The following is a 19417-nucleotide window of genomic DNA, read 5'->3' as shown; positions in this document are numbered from 1 at the left end:
ATACCTGAGTATTTTCACCGAGGCAAACTACTCTAAAATCAAGAATGATAAGTTTAAATAATGGCAGTCAAAACTATTTTAAAAAGACGATGAATTCCTGCTCCCTAACTAGATTATGTAAAAATTCAACTATTTAGAAGCGTTTTTATACCTAGAGACTCAATGGAGTGAGCCGAAAATTTCTGTTAACCTGGAAGCAGTTTCAAGGGAAAACTCAATGGTTACACTGGATAAAACTGCAACAAAAATCATCAAGCTAAACTCCGGAGCAATTCCTGCAATTCAATCCGTCTTGGAGCAGGAAGCAATGGTCTTATTAGGTTTAGCCACTACCTATGTGCTAGTAGTCAATGGTGCCAGTCCTAGGGCAGTGGCCCAGTTGCGGGCCTTTAAGCAATTTGACAAAGACCAACCTCTAGGCATTCTCACCCGGGGCGATCGGGCCATGGATGTGGCAAAAATTTCCCCCGCCGCCCAAAAATTGATGGGTCTTTTTCCTTTACCCATAACCCTCATTGTGGAAGCCTTGCCCCATTTAGACCCAGGCATTACCCAGGGCTTTCGCAATCTTTTTATCGCCTGTCCCGATGCCTTTGTTTTCGATTTGGTGGGGGCGATGCCTTTTCCGTTGGTGTGTGCCACGGCCAAAGTAGGGGGAGAACCCGTAACTAGTTTCGCGGCAGCTAGCCGTTATTTTGAAGGTCGGGTACCTTTAATTGGCGATGGTGGCCGATGTCGTTATGCCCGACGGGGAACATTGATCGACTGTACTTTGCCCTTACCTACAATTATGAATTTTGGTCCTATTTCCTTTGACGACCTGCGCCCCCTGGTCCCGGAAATCATTTTGCCTTCCCATCTGATGAAATGAATCATTCCTGTTCTGGACAATTGGAAGCAATGTCCTATCCACCGTCTGCTTTGTCCCTAAGGCAGATTTTTTCACCTCGATGTTGCCAAAATTACTGTCATTTAACTTGGGCTAATACTTTGGACGGGATCATCAATTGGTAACCTATTTCCTAGGTTCTACCTCCAGTGCTAGTAATTTAACTTTTCTGATCCTATGGCCCTTTCCCCCGCAGACGTTACCGTGGTCATTTTAGCTGGGGGCTTTGGCACCCGCATTAAACAACAGTTACCAGATTTGCCTAAACCCCTGGCCCCGGTGGCCCACCGTCCTTTCTTAGATTGGCAATTGCGCTATCTGCAACAGCAAGGTTTTCGGCGATCGCTCCTTTCTACGGGTTATTTGGCGGAAAAGGTGGCGGCCTATGCCCAAAATGCCGACATTGCTAACATGGTGATCGCCTGTGTGGCGGAGGAGGAACCGTTGGGAACGGCGGGGGGATTTGTTAATGCGATTAGTCACCATGGTTTCAAAGAACCAGCACCGGCTTGGTTGGTGCTCAATGGCGATTCCTTAATTGTGACGGATTATCGAGTTCTGTTAGCGGAATTGGCCGATGACAGCGTTGATGGGGTAATTTTGGGCGTTCATGTGCCCGATGCATCCCGGTTTGGTTCCCTGAAAGTCAATGACCAAGGAGAGTTGGAACAGTTTGCCGAAAAGCAGGGGGGAGCAGGGATAATTAATAGTGGGGTTTATCTAATTGGCGATCGCCTTTTGGCCAAGTTTCCCCCTCAACGCCCTTTAAGTTTTGAGTATGATGTTTTCCCTACATTGTTGGCCCAGGGAGCCAAAATCAAAGTCCATGCCGTGGAAGCTCCCTTTTTAGACATTGGCACTCCAACAACCCTGGCCCAGGCGGGGAAATTTATCCAATCCCTCGGCATGTTTGACCAAATGGACGATCAGGGGAAATAGCACCAAACCGTAATTCCCCCCCAGGCTAGAAAGGAGCATTCCTGCTGACATTAGCTAAAATGAGAACTCAGCTAAGTTTTGTAAATTTTGGTTTACGGGGGCAGGCATCGGAATGGGTAAACAGACAAGGCGGTTATGGGCTTTGGTTTTCTCTTTGGTTATTGGGACTGTTATTTATCTGGGCAATACACCGCCGGCCCTGGCCTTCACCGAGGAACAAAAGCTACTGCTACAATCTTGGCGCCTGGTGAATCAAGCCTATCTCGATGAAACCTTTAACCATCAAAATTGGTGGCTGTTGCGGGAAAAGTACGTTAAACGCCCCCTCCGGGACCGGGAAGAAACCTATACGGCGATCGAAGAAATGCTCGCCACCCTAGATGAGCCCTTCACCCGCCTACTGCGTCCAGAACAGTACGGTAATCTCCAGGTGACCACCACCGGTGAGCTATCGGGGGTAGGTCTACAGATCAACATCAACCCGGAAACTAACCAGTTAGAGATTATGGCTCCCCTGGCCGGTTCCCCTGCAGAGGAGGCCGGTCTGCAGCCCCATGACCAAATTTTGGCGATCGACGGCGTGGATACCCAAACCCTGAGCTTAGACGAAGCGGCGGCCAGAATGCGGGGTCCCAAAAACACCAAGGTTTCCCTAGAAATTCTCCCAGCGGGCACCGAAGTCCCCGAAAAACTTACCCTGACTCGGCAATTAATTTCCCTTAGTCCCGTGGTGGCCCGATTAGATGATTCCCGCCCCGGTCAATCGGTGGGTTATATTCGCCTGAGTCAGTTTAGTGCCAATGCCTATAGAGAAGTAGTCCATGCTCTCCACCACCTTGAAAACCAAGGGGCCGACGGTTATATCCTCGATTTACGCAACAATCCCGGTGGCTTACTCCAGGCCGGTATTGACATTGCTCGGTTGTGGCTGCCGGAAAGCACCATTGTCTACACTGTTAATCGCCAAGGCACCCAGGAAAGCTTCACCGCCAGTGGAGAAGCGGTAACCGATCGCCCCTTGGTGGTGTTGGTTAACCAAGGCACTGCCAGTGCCAGCGAAATTTTAGCCGGTGCTTTGCAGGATAATCATCGAGCTACTTTGCTGGGAGAAAAAACCTTTGGCAAGGGGTTAATTCAATCCTTGTTTGAATTGTCCGACGGGGCCGGCATTGCTATCACTGTGGCCAAATACGAAACCCCTGAGCATCACGACATCCATAAATTGGGCATCATGCCCGACGAAGTGGTGGAACAGCCTTTAATTAGCTTTGCGGAAATTACTTCCCCCGCCGATGTGCAATACCAAGCTGCCCTCGATTTACTCACCGGAGGAACGGCAATCGCCAATAAGTCCCCTTCAATCCCCGCCATGGCAACGGCTCACAAGCCCAACTAATCACCATTTGAACAAAACATCAGAAATTCTAATCAGAAAGTCCAAAAATTGTAATTTAAAAAACAGTCAATGGAGAGCATTGCCATAAGTAAAGGCATCCCCTGCGTGATAAGATGACCTTCAGAAAACAGATAGTTGCTAGGTTATCGCAGATTCTTCTTGCAACCAAATAACTGTAAATAATGACTGTCTCTGGGGCGACAGTAGGCTTTATTTTGCCAAATTTCGCCCGTGGGAGAAAGCTAGGCTATTCAATGTTTATGGAGGACTGACCTAGATGGTACAAGCCAAAGCAGGGTTCAAGGCGGGCGTACAAGATTATCGCCTGACCTACTATACCCCCGACTACACCCCCAAGGATACCGACCTGCTCGCCTGCTTCCGTATGACCCCTCAACCGGGTGTACCTGCTGAAGAAGCCGCTGCTGCGGTGGCCGCTGAGTCTTCCACCGGTACCTGGACCACCGTTTGGACTGACAACCTAACCGATTTGGATCGCTACAAAGGTCGTTGCTATGACCTGGAAGCCGTTCCCAACGAAGATAACCAATATTTTGCTTTTATTGCCTATCCTCTAGATTTATTTGAAGAAGGTTCCGTCACCAACGTTTTAACCTCTTTGGTCGGTAACGTATTTGGTTTTAAAGCCCTGCGGGCCCTCCGTTTAGAAGATATTCGTTTTCCCGTTGCTTTAATTAAAACCTTCCAAGGGCCCCCCCACGGCATCACCGTTGAGCGGGACAAATTAAACAAATACGGTCGTCCTCTCCTTGGTTGTACCATCAAACCCAAACTTGGTTTGTCCGCCAAAAACTACGGTCGGGCCGTTTACGAATGTCTGCGGGGTGGTTTGGACTTCACCAAAGACGACGAAAACATCAACTCCCAGCCCTTCATGCGTTGGCGTGATCGTTTCCTCTTCGTTCAAGAGGCGATCGAAAAAGCCCAGGCTGAGACCAACGAAATGAAAGGTCACTACCTGAACGTTACCGCTGGCACCTGCGAAGAAATGATGAAACGGGCCGAGTTTGCCAAAGAAATTGGCACCCCCATCATCATGCATGACTTCTTCACTGGTGGTTTCACCGCTAATACCACCCTGGCTCGCTGGTGTCGGGACAACGGCATTCTGCTCCACATTCACCGAGCAATGCACGCCGTAGTTGATCGTCAGAAAAACCACGGGATCCACTTCCGGGTTCTGGCCAAATGTCTACGTCTGTCCGGTGGGGACCACCTCCACTCCGGTACCGTGGTCGGTAAGTTGGAAGGCGAACGGGGCATCACCATGGGCTTCGTTGACCTCATGCGGGAAGATTACGTTGAGGAAGACCGTTCCCGGGGTATTTTCTTCACCCAAGACTATGCTTCCATGCCTGGCACCATGCCCGTAGCTTCCGGTGGTATCCACGTATGGCACATGCCCGCGTTGGTGGAAATCTTTGGTGATGACTCTTGCCTCCAGTTTGGTGGTGGTACTTTGGGTCACCCCTGGGGTAATGCCCCCGGTGCAACTGCCAACCGGGTAGCTCTGGAAGCCTGTGTTCAAGCTCGGAACGAAGGTCGTAACCTAGCCCGGGAAGGTAATGACGTTATCCGCGAAGCCTGTCGTTGGTCCCCCGAATTGGCCGCGGCTTGTGAACTCTGGAAAGAAATCAAGTTCGAGTTCGAGGCCATGGATACCCTCTAATCAACATTCAGTGATCAGGGAACAGTTATCAGGCACCTGTGTTTAAATAGCACAAATCTTTTCCCTAATTGTTAGTAAGCCGATTTTGGCGATCGCCTTCATGGCTAGTGATCGCGGTCTTGGTACTGATGATACAGGAAAAATCATTGATAACTGTTTAACTGATACCTGAAAACTGATGGGAGGCGTTCATGCAAACTAAGCATATAGCTCAGGCAACGGTGAAAGTACTGCAAAGTTACCTCACCTACCAAGCCGTCCTCAGGATCCAGAGTGAACTAGGGGAAACCAACCCTCCCCAGGCCATTTGGTTAAACCAATATTTAGCCAGTCACAATATTCAAAATGGAGAAACGTTTTTGACGGAACTCCTGGATGAAAATAAGGAACTGGTGCTCAGAATCCTGGCGGTTAGGGAAGACATTGCTGAATCGGTGTTAGATTTTTTGCCCGGTATGACCCGGAGTAGTTTAACAGAGTCCAACATTGCTCACCGCCGTCATTTGCTTGAACGCCTGACCCGCACTGTAGCCGAAGTCGATAATTTCCCTTCGGAAACCTCCAACGGGGAATCAGACAGTAAAGATTCTCCCCCGTCCTAACGTAGTCATCAGCAAGGAAAACTTTTAAATCGATGAAAACTTTACCCAAAGAGCGCCGCTACGAAACCCTTTCCTACCTTCCCCCTTTAACGGATCAACAAATTGCTAAGCAAGTTGAGTTTCTGTTAGACCAAGGCTTTATTCCCGGTGTGGAATTTGAGGAAGATCCCCAACCCGATACTCACTTCTGGACTATGTGGAAATTACCTCTCTTCGGTGGTGCCACCGCCAATGAAGTTCTAGCCGAAGTGCGGGAATGTCGTTCTGAGAACCCTAATTGTTACATTCGGGTAATCGGCTTTGACAATATTAAACAATGTCAAACCGTGAGCTTCATTGTTCATAAACCCAACCAAAATCAAGGTCGCTACTAAGTTACGGCTTTGCTAATTGCTTAATGCTTACCTAAATCCAATATTCTCCCCGCTTCGGCGGGTTTTTTATTGCTTTAAACAACCGCAGGTTGCAAAGAAAGACGGCCATCTTCAAGGTAAATAATCCGATCGGCAATGTCTAAAATGCGGTTGTCGTGGGTAATTAATAGCACTGTATAGCCCTGTTCTTTGGCGAGTTTTTGCATAATATTCACCACATCCCGACCGGATTTTTTGTCCAATGCCGCCGTGGGTTCATCGGCTAAAACCATTTTGGGATGGCTAATGAGGGCCCTGGCGATCGCCACCCGTTGTTTTTGTCCCCCAGATAAATTGGCGGGGTAATAATTTAAATGATCCGCTAAACCGACTTGTTCTAACATCTGGGCGGCCCGGTGATGGCGTTCTGCCTTGGCAATTTTCCCGGTGATTTCTAGCCCCATTTGCACATTTTCTAGGGCAGTTAAGCTGTGGTGGAGGTTGTGGGCTTGGAAAATATAGCCGTTATGCCGCCGATTATTGACCAAAATGATTTCGCTGGCGTCACAGAGTTCTTGCCCTAATACCTGTAAACTGCCTTTGTGGGCCGCCCGCAGTCCCCCAATTAGGGTTAATAAGGTGGTTTTTCCTGACCCCGATGGCCCGGTCATGATCACAATTTCCCCGGCGTGAATATCTAGGTCAATGTCAAATAACACTTGTTTACGGAGATCGCCACTGCCGAAATAGTGGTTCAGTTGACGAATAACAATAATGGGAGGATTGTTCATGGCATTTTAGGCAAAAATATCGGCGGGATCGGCGGCTTGGAGACGACGGGCGGCTATCACACCGGAGAAGCTACACATCGCCAGGGTTAAAACAAAAACAAAAACTGCCCGGCCCACAGGCATAAAAATTGGTAACGCCGTAGCAAAGGCCGTCAGTCGGTAGGCCCCCAGGGCGATCGCCAAACTAGGAATAAAGCCAAGGACAGACAAAATTAACGCTTCTTCAAAAATGACCCCCAACAAATAACGTTGACGGTAACCCATGGCCCGAAAAGTGGCGTATTCCGCTAGGTGACTGTTGACATCGGTGGAAAGCACTTGATAGACAATCACCGTACCGACGATAAAACCCATTACCGTGCCTAGACCAAACACAAAGCCAATGGGCGATCGCCTTTGAATATAGGCAATTTCAAAATCCACATAACCCTGGTTGGTAAACACTTGCACATCATCGGGGAGATAAGCCTCTAGGGTTGCCCGCACAGATTCGGGATCAGCATCGGGTTGGAGATAGATTAAGCCCATGCTTGGAGTGTTGGCTTGACGTTTGGGAAAAAGCCTCAAAAAGGTCTCTGTACTGGTCATTAAGGCCCCATCATCAGCGAAGGATGCCCCCACACTAAATAATCCCGTTACGGTGACGGTGTTTGTGCCAATTTCCGTAGTTACCAGTTCCCCCCGTTCTACCTGCTCCACCATTTTGTCGTAGCGGCCTCGGGATTTTTGGTCAAATAACACCGTATTGGGTAACGTTAATTGATCCAATTGTTGATTAACCACCGGCAAATCCAGCGCAACTCGATGGGGATCTTGACCGATAACTAACATGGGAGTCTTTTCCCTGGTTTGGGGATTACGCCATTGCACGGAACTAACATAAAGCGTATCCACGGATTTCACCCCCGGCACATCGAGGGCTTGGTACAAACGGCGACGGGAAAAAGTTTGTAATTCGTTGAAATTATCCGCTTGATTACTAATCATTACCAAATCCGTTTGGAGTGTCCGGGGATATTGGGTATTAGTACGATACAACGCATCAGCAAAGCCCAATTGCATAAAGATCAACACATCAGCAAAGGTAATGCCGGCGATCGCCGTTAGCAGTCGGAGGCGGTCATGGTTGAGTTGTAAGAGACCCAGTGGAGTGCGATCTCGGAGGGTATGGAGCAGTTGACGAAAACGAAACATGGGATAAACCGGTGGTATTGTTCAAAAATGCGCCCTTATTGCACCGGGGTTTGGATGGTGACGGTGACTTGCAAGTTAGTTAAATTCTTCACCCGGTTAGAACTTTCGGGATCAAGCTCAATGCGGACTTCGATTACTTTGGCGTCAATATTGGCGGCGGGATCTTCGTTAACAATGGTTTGGCGTTGCACGAGGGGATCAATGCGTTGCACCCTGCCTTGTAAGGATTCATCCAAAATAGGGGAGGTGATTTTTGCCATTTGCCCAAGCTGGATGCGGCCAATATCCCCCTGGTAAACTTCGGCGATCGCCATCATTTGTTGGGTTTGCCCTAGGCTGACAATGCCCTGATCCGCAATTTTTTCACCGGGACGGGTATAGACTGCCAAAATTTCCCCTGCCTCTGGCGCAGTAATCACCGTTTGGGCTAAATCCGTTTGGGCTTTTTGCACCGCCGCTTTAGCCCGTTGCACTTCAGCATCGGCCACCTGGACATCTACCGGACGCACATTGGCTAAACTTTCCCGTTGGGCTTCCGCTTCCTGCACCGAGGCAACTCCGGTTTTTTGCAACCGTCGAAGGTCAGCTTGGACGGCTTGAATTTGTTGGGGAAAGGTCTGATTAAGGCTGGTTAATTCCGTTTCAGCGGCGCTAATTTTTTCCACGGAGGTGCGGTTAACCCGGTTTAAATTAGCCTGATTTTCCTTAACCTGTTGCTGTAAACTATCCACCGCGAGGGCTTTGCCATCAAACACCGATTCGGAAATGGCCCCAGCAGTATAAAGCTGTTGATAACGTTGGTACTCCATTTTGGCGTTGGCCAATTCCGCTTGCAGTCGTTGCAATTTGGCTTCAATTTCTGTCCTTTGCCCCTGCCAATCCGCTTGCAGTTGTTTCAAGGTTGCCTGTTGGATTTGTCGATCGCCGTCCCACTGGGCTTGTAAACGTTTAAGCTCTGCATTTTTGGCTTTGACATCTTCTTGCCATTGGGCTTGGCGTTGGGCAATTTGGGCCGATTGAGCCGTAATATCTTCATTTTTTGCCCCGGCTTTGACTTGGGCCAAGCGAGCTTCCGCCACTTGCAAATCCCCTTGGGCTTGGGTTAATGCCGCCTGCCACCGATCCCGACCACTCAACAGGGCGATGGTTTGACCCGCTTCTACCCGATCGCCGACCTTGACCAACAATTTTTCCAATCGGGTTTCCTGGCTGGCGGTGGGGGCACTGAGATAAATCATTTCCCCTTGGGGTTCTAAACGACCTAGGGCAGTGACGGTGGGCAAGGGGGAAGGAATAACTTCCATCTCAACGGGTTCCGTCTTCGATATGAAGGGTAACCATCCTTGCTGAGCGGTGATCGCCCCGAACAATGTCAACCCAATTAGCCCAACACCAATCTGCCAACGGCCAAAAGGAGACTTTTTAGCCAATGGTTTAGCCGGAGAAGATGTTTGAAAGTCCGTTGCAATTGATCCCATTTTGCTCCCCTGGGGTGAAAGCTTTATATTTTTATTTTACTACACCGTTTAGTAAAGTTGACTATACCGTTTAGTAAACTAGAGGAAGGAGAGTCCCCTTGCTATGCTGAGGAAGATCCGATGCAAGCCAAACCTGTGAACGAGTTAGACCCGATTAAACCGCTACGCCCCAGCAATGACAAAGCCGAGCAAATTTTGGACGGTGCCTTAAAAATTTTCACAACCCAAGGGTATGCGGCGGCCAGTATGGATCGCATTGCCAAGGCGGCGGGGGTCTCTAAGCCCACCCTCTACAGTTATTTTCAGGATAAGGAAGGATTATTCATGGCCTTGGTGCAGAACCTAAGCCAAAGTTGTGATCCCCTGTTTCCCCATCGACCGGCGATCGCCGATGTGGATTTGCCCCCGGAAATGTTTTTGCGTCAATTGGCCGATAAAGCCCTGACCGGGTTTGCCCAGAATCCGGCCTTATTAACCCTGATTCGCTTGATCATTGGCGAATCCGAACGGTTTCCGACCCTAGCCCAAAGCTTTGTGCGGGAAATCCAAAAACCAATGTTAGAAAATTTAGCAACCTATTTCGGTTCCCAACCCCAACTCCATTTCCCTGATCCAATGGTGGCCGCCCGGATTTTTGCGGGGTCTTTGGTTCACTTCTTAATTGTGCAAAAGTTAATGCAAGGGGAAGACATTTTGCCCCTGGAGAGCGATCGCCTCGCAGATGGATTGGTGGCGTTGATGATGGCGGCGGGAAAAAAGCCCAATGTTTAAACGCTGGCTGAGAGTCCAATCAAATATTATTTCCTTACAAACAAAATCACTAAGAGTCTGTTTGGAAAGTTGAGTTTTGGCTGTTTAATCCCCCCTAGCCCCCCTTGGGAAGGGGGGAAATGTCACAAAAGTCCCCCTTTTTAAGCCGGAGCTTTAGTGAGGAGATTTAGGGGGATAAATACCTAGCTTTGTACTTTTCAAACACTTTCTAAAGCTGTACCTTGAGCGGCGGGGGCAATGGCGCCGGATTGTTGCTCACTCAACCCCATCCAACTGACAACAAAATAAACCAGAATTGATGCGGTATAGTTCTGGGTCAATTCCGGCTTTAGGACAGTGCAGAGCAAATTAACCGTGGTGTAACACAGATTAAATGCCATGGCGATCGCCGTGGATGGGAATGGATCTGATCGGGCAACGCCGGGGTATTTACCTTAATTTTGCTAGTATTTATAAACCCAACTTTGTCAATATGGGGGGATGGGATAGCATAGTCCATGGGACACTTCTGCCTGCCTTTGCTGTTGGGCCCTCAAACAATCCTGGTTATCAAAACACATTGGAGTGAACTGATGGACATTGTTAAAATCATTTGCGCGATTCTTTTGCCACCCCTGGGGGTCTTCTTGCAGGTGGGTATTGGCAAAGACTTTTGGATTAACTTACTACTAACCATTTTTGGGCTATACATTCTTGGCCTTGTCCATGCAATTTGGGTCATTGCCCGGGAAAATTAGTCTGCACTAACTAATACATGGCTAGGCAATCCACCCCGGTCTAAAAGTGGTTTTGAATGCCCCCCTGCTCTTCAAGTTGGAAGCAAACTAGATAAAAAGCCCTAGTCCTAGTATTGCTGAAGCCTTACTGGGAAAATCTAGAGGGCAGATTAAAGCTTTACAAACCGGATCTAGCCAGCCATGTTTAACCACAGATTATTTCCCTCCAATCAAATTCAACATGACCAAATTTTTTGTGGACCGGGGCGGAACATTTACCGATATTGTTGCCATCACCAAAGATGAAAAATTAGCCCAGCAGTGCGTTAAAGATAGACGATTTAGCGTATTTGCCCTACCCACAAAAGAAACAGTAATTTTATTTAAATTATTATCAGAAAATCCTGAACTTTATCGCGATGCAGTCATTCATGGCATCCGCACTATTTTGGGTTTAGGAACCATCGAACTCATTACTCCAGAAAAAGTTAGTTTGGTAAAAATGGGCACTACGGTGGCCACTAACGCTCTCCTGGAACGCAAAGGGGACCCTGTCGTTTTGGTAATGACCCAAGGATTCCGGGACGGGTTGGCGATCGCCTATCAGCATCGACCGGACATTTTTGCCCTGGAGATTAAAAAACCTAGTCGGCTCTATAGCCTAGTCATTGAAGCGGTGGAAAGAATTGATGCACAAGGAGAAATTTTACACCCCCTAGACCAGTATCAAATTAATAGGGACTTACAACAGGCTTACGACCAAGGAATTCGCAGTGTGGCGATCGCCTTAATGCACAGTTATCGCTATCCTGACCACGAATTAATCATTGCTGAAATTGCCCAAAATATTGGCTTTACTCAAATTTCCCGTTCTTCTGAAGTTAGCCCCCTAATTAAATACATTTATCGAGGGGATACCACCGTAGTTGACGCCTACCTTTCCCCTCTGCTCCGGCGTTACGTTGACCAAGTGCAGGGACAATTACCGGGGATAACAGTACAGTTTATGCAGTCCCATGGGGGGTTGGTGGATGGCAATCATTTCCAGGGGCGGGATAGCATCCTCTCCGGGCCGGCCGGGGGCATTGTTGGCGCAGTCAAAACCTCACAGCGAGCAGGCTTTAGCCATATTATTACCTTTGACATGGGGGGGACTTCCACCGATGTCGCCCACTTCAATGGTACCTATGAACGATTATGGGAAACGGAAATTGCCGGAGTCCGTTTGCGGGTACCAAGCTTAGCCATCCATACCGTGGCGGCGGGGGGCGGTTCCATTTTGCAATTTGACGGGCAAAGATACCAAGTGGGGCCGGATTCTGCGGGGGCGAACCCTGGGCCCGCCTGTTACCGTCGGGATGGGCCGTTAACAGTGACCGATGCCAATGTGATGGTGGGAAGACTGCAAAAAAACTATTTCCCCCCTGTGTTTGGTCCAGAAGGAAATCAACCCTTAGATATTGATATTGTTCAAGAAAAATTCACCGATTTAGCCACTCAAATTGCCCAATCCACCGCAACTCAACCTACCCCGGTAGAAGTGGCAGATGGTTTTCTGGCGATCGCCGTGGAAAATATGGCCAATGCCATTAAAAAAATTAGCCTACAACGGGGCTATGACTTAAAAAATTACACCCTTTGTTGCTTTGGGGGAGCAGGGGGACAACTAGTTTGTCGGTTAGGCGATCGCCTGGGCATTAGCAAAATTTTTCTCCATCCCTACAGTGGCGTACTTTCAGCCTATGGCATGGGTTTGGCGGAACAGAGAGCCCTGCGGGCCATGACCATTGAGCAACCTTTAACGGCAGAAAATTTAAGTAACTTACTCACCCATTATCAAACCCTAAAAACACAATTGACTAGAACTTTTACCACTGACCACAATAGCAATCATGACGAACAAAGTTCTAATCATCCGCCCACCATACGTCGTCAAATTGATCTGAAATACCAGGGTACTGACACCACTTTAAGTCTCGATTTTTGCCAAGATTTAGCCAGTTTAACGGAGCAATTTACCCATCAGCATCAGCAACGTTATGGTTTTAGTCAAACCGGCACTCCCCTCACCATTGCTTCCATTAGCTTAGAGTATATTCAACCGCTGGATTTACCGCCGGAACCCTGTTTAACTCTAGCAACAAAGCCGGGCCAGGCTGTGGAAATGGTGGATTTCTATGGTGATCGCCAATGGCATTCCATTCCTGTGTATCAACGTCAGCAATTAGGGCCCCATCAGGCAATTACCGGGCCAGCAATGATTGTGGAAGGCACCGGCACCATTGTGATTGATCCGGGTTGGCAAGCCCAGTTGGGATCGGCAAAACCAGGGGAACCCCAGCCATGCCATTTGGTATTAGAAAAAAGAGTTAACAACACAGAAGATGGGGAGGATTTAATTAATAACAAAAATAAATTTAAAATTAATCTAAATGCTCTCAACAATGATATTCAAGTTGATCCAGTGCGGCTGGAAATATTTAAAAATCTTTATCAATTTATTGCTGAAGAAATGGGCATTGTTTTGCGAAATATCGCTAGCTCAGTAAATATTAAAGAACGGCTTGATTTCTCCTGTGCTATTTTCGATTCCCACGGGGATTTGATCGCCAATGCGCCCCATATTCCTGTCCATTTGGGTTCCATGGGAGAAAGTGTTAAAGCTCTTCTGCGCGATCGCCGTCAGCAATTGCAACCGGGGGATGTGTATCTCTCCAATGATCCCTATAACGGTGGCACCCACTTACCGGATGTGACGGTAATAACGCCCCTATTTGACTCCGCTGGTAAAGAAATTTTGTTTTATGTTGCCTCCCGTGGCCACCAAGCGGATTTGGGCGGCATTACCCCTGGTTCCATGCCTCCCCACAGTCAAAATATTAACCAAGAAGGTATTTTATTTGATAATAAATTGTTAGTTAAAGCGGGGGGATTACAAACGGAAACCATTCGAGTGCATCTATTAAATAGTCCCTACCCTGCCCGTAATGTGGAGCAAAATTTAGCTGACTTTTCTGCTCAAATTGCCGCCAATCAACGGGGCATAATGGGTTTAGAAAATATGGTGGCCCAGTATGGCTTAAACACCGTGCAGCAATATATGCTCCATGTGCAAAATAATGCCCAACAAGCCGTAACCCAGGCGATCGCTAAGTTAAAGTCTGGTCAATTTGTGACGGAAATGGACAATGGTATTCGCATTGCGGTGGCTATCACCGTTAACGTTTCCCAAGGTACTGCCACCATTGATTTTTCTGGCACTTCTCCCCAGGGTAAGCATAATTTCAATACGCCCAAAGCGGTGGTACAAGCAGTGGTTTTATACGTTTTTCGCACCCTGGTGCAGGAACCGATTCCCCTCAATGCCGGTTGTCTCAAACCGTTAAAGATTATTATTCCCCCCAGTTGCCTCCTCGATCCTCAATACCCAGCGGCCGTAGTCGCCGGTAATGTGGAAACATCCCAGGCGATCGCCGACACGTTATACGGAGCGCTAGGATGTCTGGCCGCTAGCCAGGGCACCATGAATAATCTCACCTTCGGCGATGGACAATATCAATACTATGAAACTATTGCTGGGGGCAGTGGGGCTGGCCCTGGTTTTGCCGGTTGTGACGCAGTGCAAACCCACATGACCAATTCCCGCTTGACCGACCCGGAAATCTTGGAAAGTCGTTTCCCCGTGTTGCTGGAACAATTTGCCATTCGGCCTCACAGTGGTGGTGCAGGTAAATTTTCTGGTGGTAATGGCATCGTGCGCCAGTTTCAATTTCGTCAGTCTCTATCTGTGGCCATTTTGGCCAATCGGCGGCGGGTGGCTCCCTTTGGTTTGGCAGGGGGAGAACCGGGAGCGGTGGGGGAAAATTGGTTACTGCGTCATTCTGGGGATGAGTTACGGTTAGATGGTTGTGCTCAGGTGGATGTGGTCCCTGGCGATCGCCTAATCGTTAAAACACCGGGAGGGGGAGGCTATGGCCGTCGAGATTGAACGTAAATTTCTGGTCAAAGATGACCGTTGGCGGAGTCTGGCCCAGGGTCATTTATACCGTCAGGGTTACATTGCCACCAAAGATTTAACCACGGTTCGAGTCCGTACCATTGGCGATCGGGCCTATCTCACCATTAAAGGTAAAAATACCGGCATGGCTCGCTTGGAATTTGAGTATGAAATTCCGGCCCTGGAAGCCAATCAAATTTTGACAGAGCTTTGCTCACCGCCCCTGATTGAAAAATATCGTTATTGTCTCGATTATCAAGGAAAAACTTGGGAAGTGGACGAATTTTTGGGTGATAACCAGGGTCTAATTTTGGCGGAAGTGGAATTAACCCACGCCGATGAACAAATAAATTTACCCCCCTGGATTGGCCAAGAAGTAACTGACGATGCCCGCTATTACAATGTCAATTTAACTAAGCATCCCTACAAAAATTGGTGAAATCAAAAATAGCCTACCAATCTTGGTAAATTATGAAGAAAACGCAACAAAATGAACCATTAAGCTAATTTCTGTCTATCCTGGCTGGTATATTCCAGTCTAATGAAAAATGAGTTTGTTATATGACAAATCAAAATGTACCAAATTACTTGGCGCAGTCGATCCTAGTAACTCTATTTTGTTGCCTGCCCTTGGGCATTGTGGCCATTATCAAAGCATCGGAAGTTAACTCCCGTTTAGCCTCCGGGGACTATGAAGGGGCGGTTAAGGCTTCCAATGAGGCGAAAAAGTTTTGTTGGTGGTCATTTGGTGCCGGCATAATTTTTGTAGTTATCTATATCGTTCTTGCTGTGCTTGCCGCCATCTTTGGTCAGTAATTAAAGTTAGGCTTTTTGATTTTGCTGTTGTCCACTATTCATCAACGAATACTATGTTTAGCTTGAAGCATCACTTCCCCTCTCCATTACTATCCCCTAAGGCCAAGGAATATTTAGTATTCACTTTGGTAACCCTCACCATTGTCGTTGCTGGCACTCTCCTTTTCCTCTTTGATCCCGCTTCATCAAAGTTATTTCCCCCCAGTCCCTTTCGTAGTTTAACTGGGCTTTATTGTCCCGGTTGCGGCACTTTACGGGCGTTGCACCAACTGCTACATGGCAATTTAGTGGGAGCTTTTGGACTAAATCCTTTAATGATCATCTCCCTCCCTTTTATGGTTTACTCCTACGTTGCCTATGGCCTAAAAACTATTACTGGGCAGACTTTATTGGTTTGGTTTATTCCCCCCAAGGTAATCTGGTTCATATTGCAAGCGATTTTAGCTTACTGGGTGGCCAGAAATATCCCCTTGGCTCCTTTTTCTTGGTTAGCGCCCTAGTCTAAAGCTCTAATCGTTTAGACATATTTAAAGAGAGTAATTTATGGGCATCGGTGACGAGTAAAACTGATGCCATCTTTAAAAACAGTCTTGTTAGGTTGCAACTACCGTCGCTTTTTTATCAAGGGATTTTGGTTTAAAATGTAACACGATTACTTGCTCTGGTCGTAGTCCTAAAGACTCGTAGGGCCGCCCATGGCGATCGCTAAATTCGACTTCAAATGCTGTGCCATTTGCTAGGATATCCACTACTGTGCCCACCTGCCCTCGCCACAGATTGTACTGGGGTAAATCAACGGTTAAAGCCACCACATCCAATAAATTTACCGTACTATTCATTAGACTATCTCCACCGAACTATAGCGGATAACAAGTCGTCAATCTTGGCACTTCTGAGCCGTGCTCGATAATCCAGGCACTACGAAGCGTTCCACTTCTATTCTGCCATTCGATGTCAAAATCCAAAGTGTAGCGCTGACCAAATGCGTCTTTTCTTCCCAGTTTGACTTCATTACTTTGAACTACTGCCAGTAGAATCTGACGTAATTCTTCGGCATCAAACTTCTTGAAGTTACTCTCAGCAACTATCATCTCCTCTGATGACAAGAGCGGCGATCGCCTTGTCGGCTGACGGTTCCTGGTGGTTAATTTGCTAGAATGAGGACGGCATTTGCCCTTGGGCATTGTTTCTACTCTCGGCGCCTCAAGCACTATGGGATATTTAGTTTCGTTTGTTTTGTTGGTGGTTTACGTCGGTGGAGTCTGGCGTTTTCTTTCTGGTTATCGCCACACTAACTTTAACCGTAGCTTGGCAACCCGCATCTCCCTGGCTTTGCTTTGGCCTGGTTTACTCCTGGTCAATCCTTCCTACCGCAAAAATTTTCAGAAGGCCCTCAAAGGTCGTTAAAAGTTTTTTGGAAAAGCTCCCTGGCCAAAGCTTGGGGGGAGTTAGATAAAAATTCCGCAATGTTGCCATGCCCGTTTATTTTTATTGGGGCGAAGACCAATTTACCCTGCACCAAGCGGTCAAGCAATTGCAAAAACGTTGTTTAGACCCCCAATGGGAGGCGTTTAATTTTGAGAAAATTCCGGGGGAACAGGCTGATGCTACCCAAAGAGGTCTGGAACAAGCCCTGACTCCTCCCTTTGGCAATGGGGATCGCCTAGTGTGGGTGGTGGATTCCACCTTGGGACAAAGTTGTGATGATGCTCTACTGGCTAGGCTGCAAAGAAGTTTGCCCGCCATCCCTACCGACTGCCATCTACTGTTCACTTCGAGTAAAAAGCTTGATCGCCGCCTGAAATCGACTAAATATTTGGAGGGTAATGCCACTATCCGGGAATTTGCCCTCATTTCTCCCTGGAATGTGGACGCCCTCATCCATCAAATCCAGGCGATCGCCCAGGATCTGCAACTGCCCTTGGCGGCGGAAACGGAAGGTTTTTTAGCAGAAGCGTTGGGTAATGACACTAGGCTGATTTGGAATGAGTTGGGCAAGCTCAAACTCTATAGCGAGAGCCAGCCTGGCTCTTTAACGGTGTCCCAGGTGGAGCAGTTGGTCAGTACCAGCACTCAAAATAGCTTGCAATTAGCCCAGGCGATCCGGGATGGGGAAACGGCTCAGGCCTTGCAATTGGCGGCGGATTTATTGCTCACCCATAACGAACCGGCTTTAAAAATTTTGGCTACCCTCACCGGCCAGTTCCGCACTTGGACATTGATTAAGCTCGCCTTGGAAGCAGGGGAAAAGGATGATAAGGCGATCGCCGCCCAGGCCGATCTAAGTAATCCTAAACGTTTATATTTTTTACGCAAGGAACTACGTGGCATTACCGGCGGGCAATTGCTCAAAACCCTACCTCTGTTGCTGGAATTGGAGTATCAACTAAAGCGGGGAGCGGATCCCTATGCAAGCTTACAAACTAAGGTGATGGAACTCTCGTCATTGTTCCAGCCCATGCACCGTCGTCATTGATCTCCGTCTGTCGACAAATGGCCCTATGCTGGGAAATTGTCATTTCTTAAACCTTGCCCAATGAAGCCGTCGGCCCATACTCCTTTGCCTCCCTGGTTAACCATTGTCGGTCGAATTCCCTTTTTCTGCTGCTTGGCGATCATGGGGTTATTAATTGCCCTGGGTCACAATTTTAAGGAAGTAAACGAACTGAAGGAAATTGCCTTTGACATTGCCTTTTTAGACTGGCTCCGTCAAGTGATTCCCGAAAAGATGGCCCCTTTTTGGATCAAGGTTTACAAAGGAACAGGGGTGGAACTAACCGCTACAATGATTGCCCTCACCCTCGGTTTTTTAGCTTGGAAACGCTATTGGTCGGAGATTAAATATCTAGTTTTTGCCACCCTGGGCATTCTTTTGGTCATTGACCAAGTATTGAAGCCCTTTTTTAATCGGACTCGCCCTTTACCCCGTTTGGTAGATGTGGATGGGCGCAGTTTCCCCAGTGGCCACGCGGCGGGAGGGGTGGTGTTTTATTTTTATCTGGCTTTTTTGTTGGCTTCCCATTTTCCCCAATACCGTTGGCACATTTATCTTGGTGCAACCCTTTGGGTGAGTTTCATCGGCATTGCCAGTATGTATTGCCGAGTTCATTGGTTAACAGATATCCTCGCCGGCTATGGGGTGGGCTTTATTTGGTTAACTATTAGCTTGTTCTTGCTGAAGCGGGAAAAGCCCGATGTTTATTTGCAATCTCATTAAAACTAAAACGCTCCACCGGTTTTGCCAACATGCTATAGATCAAAACTTTACAAACAAACTCTCCCACTGACAGCGTTGAATCTGGTACTCTGGTTAGTAAGTGTACTATTTTATTCAGGCGATCAGACGCTAATTTTCCAATTGCTTCCTGCTCATTAGCGTTGGCGCTACTCAGTATTTTTTTCCAGTCCTATGGCCAGCTCCAAACCCCCAGCCCGTATTGTTTACCAAGAATTTGGCCCGGTGGTAGATCCCACATCGGAGGAAGAAATTGACCTTCCTCCCCAACAGCATAATGTCCGGATCCAAGCAACTCGCTCTGGTCGAAAAGGAAAAACGGTAACAGTGGTGCATGGTTTGCAATTGTCCACCCCAGGGCGGCAAGCTCTGCTCAAGGCTCTGAAAAGTTTTTGTGGCAGTGGGGGCACCTTGAAAGAGGATTGTTTGGAAATCCAGGGTGATCAACGGGAGAAAATTCTCGCTTATTTGTTAAAGCAGGGATACAAAGCTAAAATTAGCGGTGGTTAGATTATTAAAGCCCAATTACGCCTAATTAAGTCTTTTTTCT

22 protein-coding genes are annotated in these 19417 nt (G+C 47.8%); 16 read left to right on the top strand and 6 right to left on the bottom strand.

Annotated features, from left to right (window positions below):
• Positions 1–217 precede the first annotated feature (217 nt).
• From IQE94_RS12590 to IQE94_RS12565, 6 genes are all read left to right on the top strand, one after another.
• Entirely contained in the window at positions 218–871 is a 654-nt protein-coding gene (locus IQE94_RS12590; RefSeq protein ID WP_212718868.1) for an L-threonylcarbamoyladenylate synthase, read from the top strand.
• A gap of 195 nt (positions 872–1066) precedes the next feature.
• Complete coding sequence (locus tag IQE94_RS12585) at positions 1067–1828, top strand: nucleotidyltransferase family protein (RefSeq protein ID WP_212718865.1); 762 nt, start codon at positions 1067–1069, stop codon at positions 1826–1828.
• Between the two features lie 112 nt (positions 1829–1940).
• Positions 1941–3224: a carboxyl-terminal processing protease CtpA gene (gene ctpA / locus IQE94_RS12580; RefSeq protein ID WP_212718862.1), complete on the top strand. Its 1284-nt coding sequence runs from the start codon at positions 1941–1943 to the stop codon at positions 3222–3224.
• 277 nt (positions 3225–3501) lie between these two features.
• On the top strand, positions 3502–4914 hold the full coding sequence (locus tag IQE94_RS12575; protein ID WP_010873418.1) for a form I ribulose bisphosphate carboxylase large subunit: 1413 nt from the start codon (positions 3502–3504) through the stop codon (positions 4912–4914).
• 191 nt (positions 4915–5105) lie between these two features.
• A complete protein-coding gene (locus IQE94_RS12570) occupies positions 5106–5516 on the top strand; it encodes a chaperonin family protein RbcX (protein ID WP_223342072.1) in 411 nt (136 codons plus the stop codon).
• Positions 5517–5548: 32 nt separating this feature from the next.
• Positions 5549–5890, top strand: a complete 342-nt coding sequence (locus IQE94_RS12565) for a ribulose bisphosphate carboxylase small subunit (protein ID WP_194013751.1) — start codon at positions 5549–5551, stop codon at positions 5888–5890.
• Positions 5891–5964: 74 nt separating this feature from the next.
• Here IQE94_RS12565 and IQE94_RS12560 read toward each other — a convergent pair whose 3' ends face one another.
• Genes IQE94_RS12560 through IQE94_RS12550 form a run of 3 tightly spaced genes read right to left on the bottom strand, consistent with a single transcriptional unit; the run spans position 5965 to position 9332 of the window.
• Complete coding sequence (locus IQE94_RS12560; protein WP_223342071.1) at positions 5965–6660, bottom strand: DevA family ABC transporter ATP-binding protein; 696 nt, start codon at positions 6658–6660, stop codon at positions 5965–5967.
• A gap of 6 nt (positions 6661–6666) precedes the next feature.
• Positions 6667–7854, bottom strand: a complete 1188-nt coding sequence (gene devC / locus IQE94_RS12555) for an ABC transporter permease DevC (RefSeq protein ID WP_212718858.1) — start codon at positions 7852–7854, stop codon at positions 6667–6669.
• Between the two features lie 35 nt (positions 7855–7889).
• Positions 7890–9332 (bottom strand): HlyD family efflux transporter periplasmic adaptor subunit, encoded by a 1443-nt coding sequence (locus tag IQE94_RS12550; RefSeq protein ID WP_223342070.1) that lies wholly within the window; start codon positions 9330–9332, stop codon positions 7890–7892.
• A gap of 120 nt (positions 9333–9452) precedes the next feature.
• Here IQE94_RS12550 and IQE94_RS12545 point away from each other — a divergent pair, with 120 nt between their 5' ends.
• A complete protein-coding gene (locus IQE94_RS12545; RefSeq protein WP_223342069.1) occupies positions 9453–10103 on the top strand; it encodes a TetR/AcrR family transcriptional regulator in 651 nt (216 codons plus the stop codon).
• Positions 10104–10300: 197 nt separating this feature from the next.
• Here the strand turns inward: IQE94_RS12545 and IQE94_RS12540 are convergent, their stop codons facing one another.
• On the bottom strand, positions 10301–10483 hold the full coding sequence (locus IQE94_RS12540; RefSeq protein WP_223343263.1) for a hypothetical protein: 183 nt from the start codon (positions 10481–10483) through the stop codon (positions 10301–10303).
• Positions 10484–10675: 192 nt separating this feature from the next.
• On the opposite strand from IQE94_RS12540, the gene IQE94_RS12535 reads away from it, so the two are divergent.
• From IQE94_RS12535 to IQE94_RS12515, 5 genes are all read left to right on the top strand, one after another.
• A complete protein-coding gene (locus IQE94_RS12535; RefSeq protein ID WP_038530201.1) occupies positions 10676–10840 on the top strand; it encodes a YqaE/Pmp3 family membrane protein in 165 nt (54 codons plus the stop codon).
• Positions 10841–11060: 220 nt separating this feature from the next.
• Positions 11061–14807: a hydantoinase B/oxoprolinase family protein gene (locus tag IQE94_RS12530; protein ID WP_223342068.1), complete on the top strand. Its 3747-nt coding sequence runs from the start codon at positions 11061–11063 to the stop codon at positions 14805–14807.
• Positions 14791–15255, top strand: coding sequence for a CYTH domain-containing protein (locus tag IQE94_RS12525; RefSeq protein WP_212718834.1), 465 nt, complete (start codon positions 14791–14793; stop codon positions 15253–15255). The genes IQE94_RS12530 and IQE94_RS12525 overlap by 17 nt, the downstream gene beginning before the upstream one ends.
• A 149-nt stretch (positions 15256–15404) precedes the next feature.
• Positions 15405–15632: a CD225/dispanin family protein gene (locus IQE94_RS12520; RefSeq protein WP_249213978.1), complete on the top strand. Its 228-nt coding sequence runs from the start codon at positions 15405–15407 to the stop codon at positions 15630–15632.
• 53 nt (positions 15633–15685) lie between these two features.
• Positions 15686–16132, top strand: a complete 447-nt coding sequence (locus IQE94_RS12515) for a DUF2752 domain-containing protein (RefSeq protein WP_212718830.1) — start codon at positions 15686–15688, stop codon at positions 16130–16132.
• Between the two features lie 93 nt (positions 16133–16225).
• On the opposite strand, the gene IQE94_RS12510 is transcribed toward IQE94_RS12515, so the two are convergent.
• Positions 16226–16471 (bottom strand): DUF4926 domain-containing protein, encoded by a 246-nt coding sequence (locus IQE94_RS12510; RefSeq protein ID WP_212718828.1) that lies wholly within the window; start codon positions 16469–16471, stop codon positions 16226–16228.
• 18 nt (positions 16472–16489) lie between these two features.
• A complete protein-coding gene (locus tag IQE94_RS12505; protein ID WP_223342067.1) occupies positions 16490–16816 on the bottom strand; it encodes a DUF6883 domain-containing protein in 327 nt (108 codons plus the stop codon).
• A 28-nt stretch (positions 16817–16844) separates the two neighbouring features.
• On the opposite strand from IQE94_RS12505, the gene IQE94_RS12500 reads away from it, so the two are divergent.
• The 4 genes from IQE94_RS12500 to IQE94_RS12485 all read left to right on the top strand — a co-directional run bounded on the left by IQE94_RS12500 (position 16845) and on the right by IQE94_RS12485 (position 19377).
• Positions 16845–17039 (top strand): hypothetical protein, encoded by a 195-nt coding sequence (locus IQE94_RS12500; RefSeq protein ID WP_010873717.1) that lies wholly within the window; start codon positions 16845–16847, stop codon positions 17037–17039.
• Positions 17040–17106: 67 nt separating this feature from the next.
• Positions 17107–18108 (top strand): DNA polymerase III subunit delta, encoded by a 1002-nt coding sequence (holA, locus tag IQE94_RS12495; protein WP_212718822.1) that lies wholly within the window; start codon positions 17107–17109, stop codon positions 18106–18108.
• A 60-nt stretch (positions 18109–18168) separates the two neighbouring features.
• Complete coding sequence (locus IQE94_RS12490; protein ID WP_223342066.1) at positions 18169–18849, top strand: phosphatase PAP2 family protein; 681 nt, start codon at positions 18169–18171, stop codon at positions 18847–18849.
• Positions 18850–19041: 192 nt separating this feature from the next.
• Positions 19042–19377: a translation initiation factor gene (locus tag IQE94_RS12485; protein WP_212718820.1), complete on the top strand. Its 336-nt coding sequence runs from the start codon at positions 19042–19044 to the stop codon at positions 19375–19377.
• Positions 19378–19417: the final 40 nt, after the last annotated feature.

The sequence above is a fragment of the Synechocystis sp. PCC 7339 genome, assembly GCF_019924095.1.
Lineage (GTDB): Bacteria > Cyanobacteriota > Cyanobacteriia > Cyanobacteriales > Microcystaceae > Synechocystis.
The sequence above is the reverse complement of the archived record's forward strand: the minus strand, read 5'-3'. Positions and strand labels throughout refer to the sequence as shown.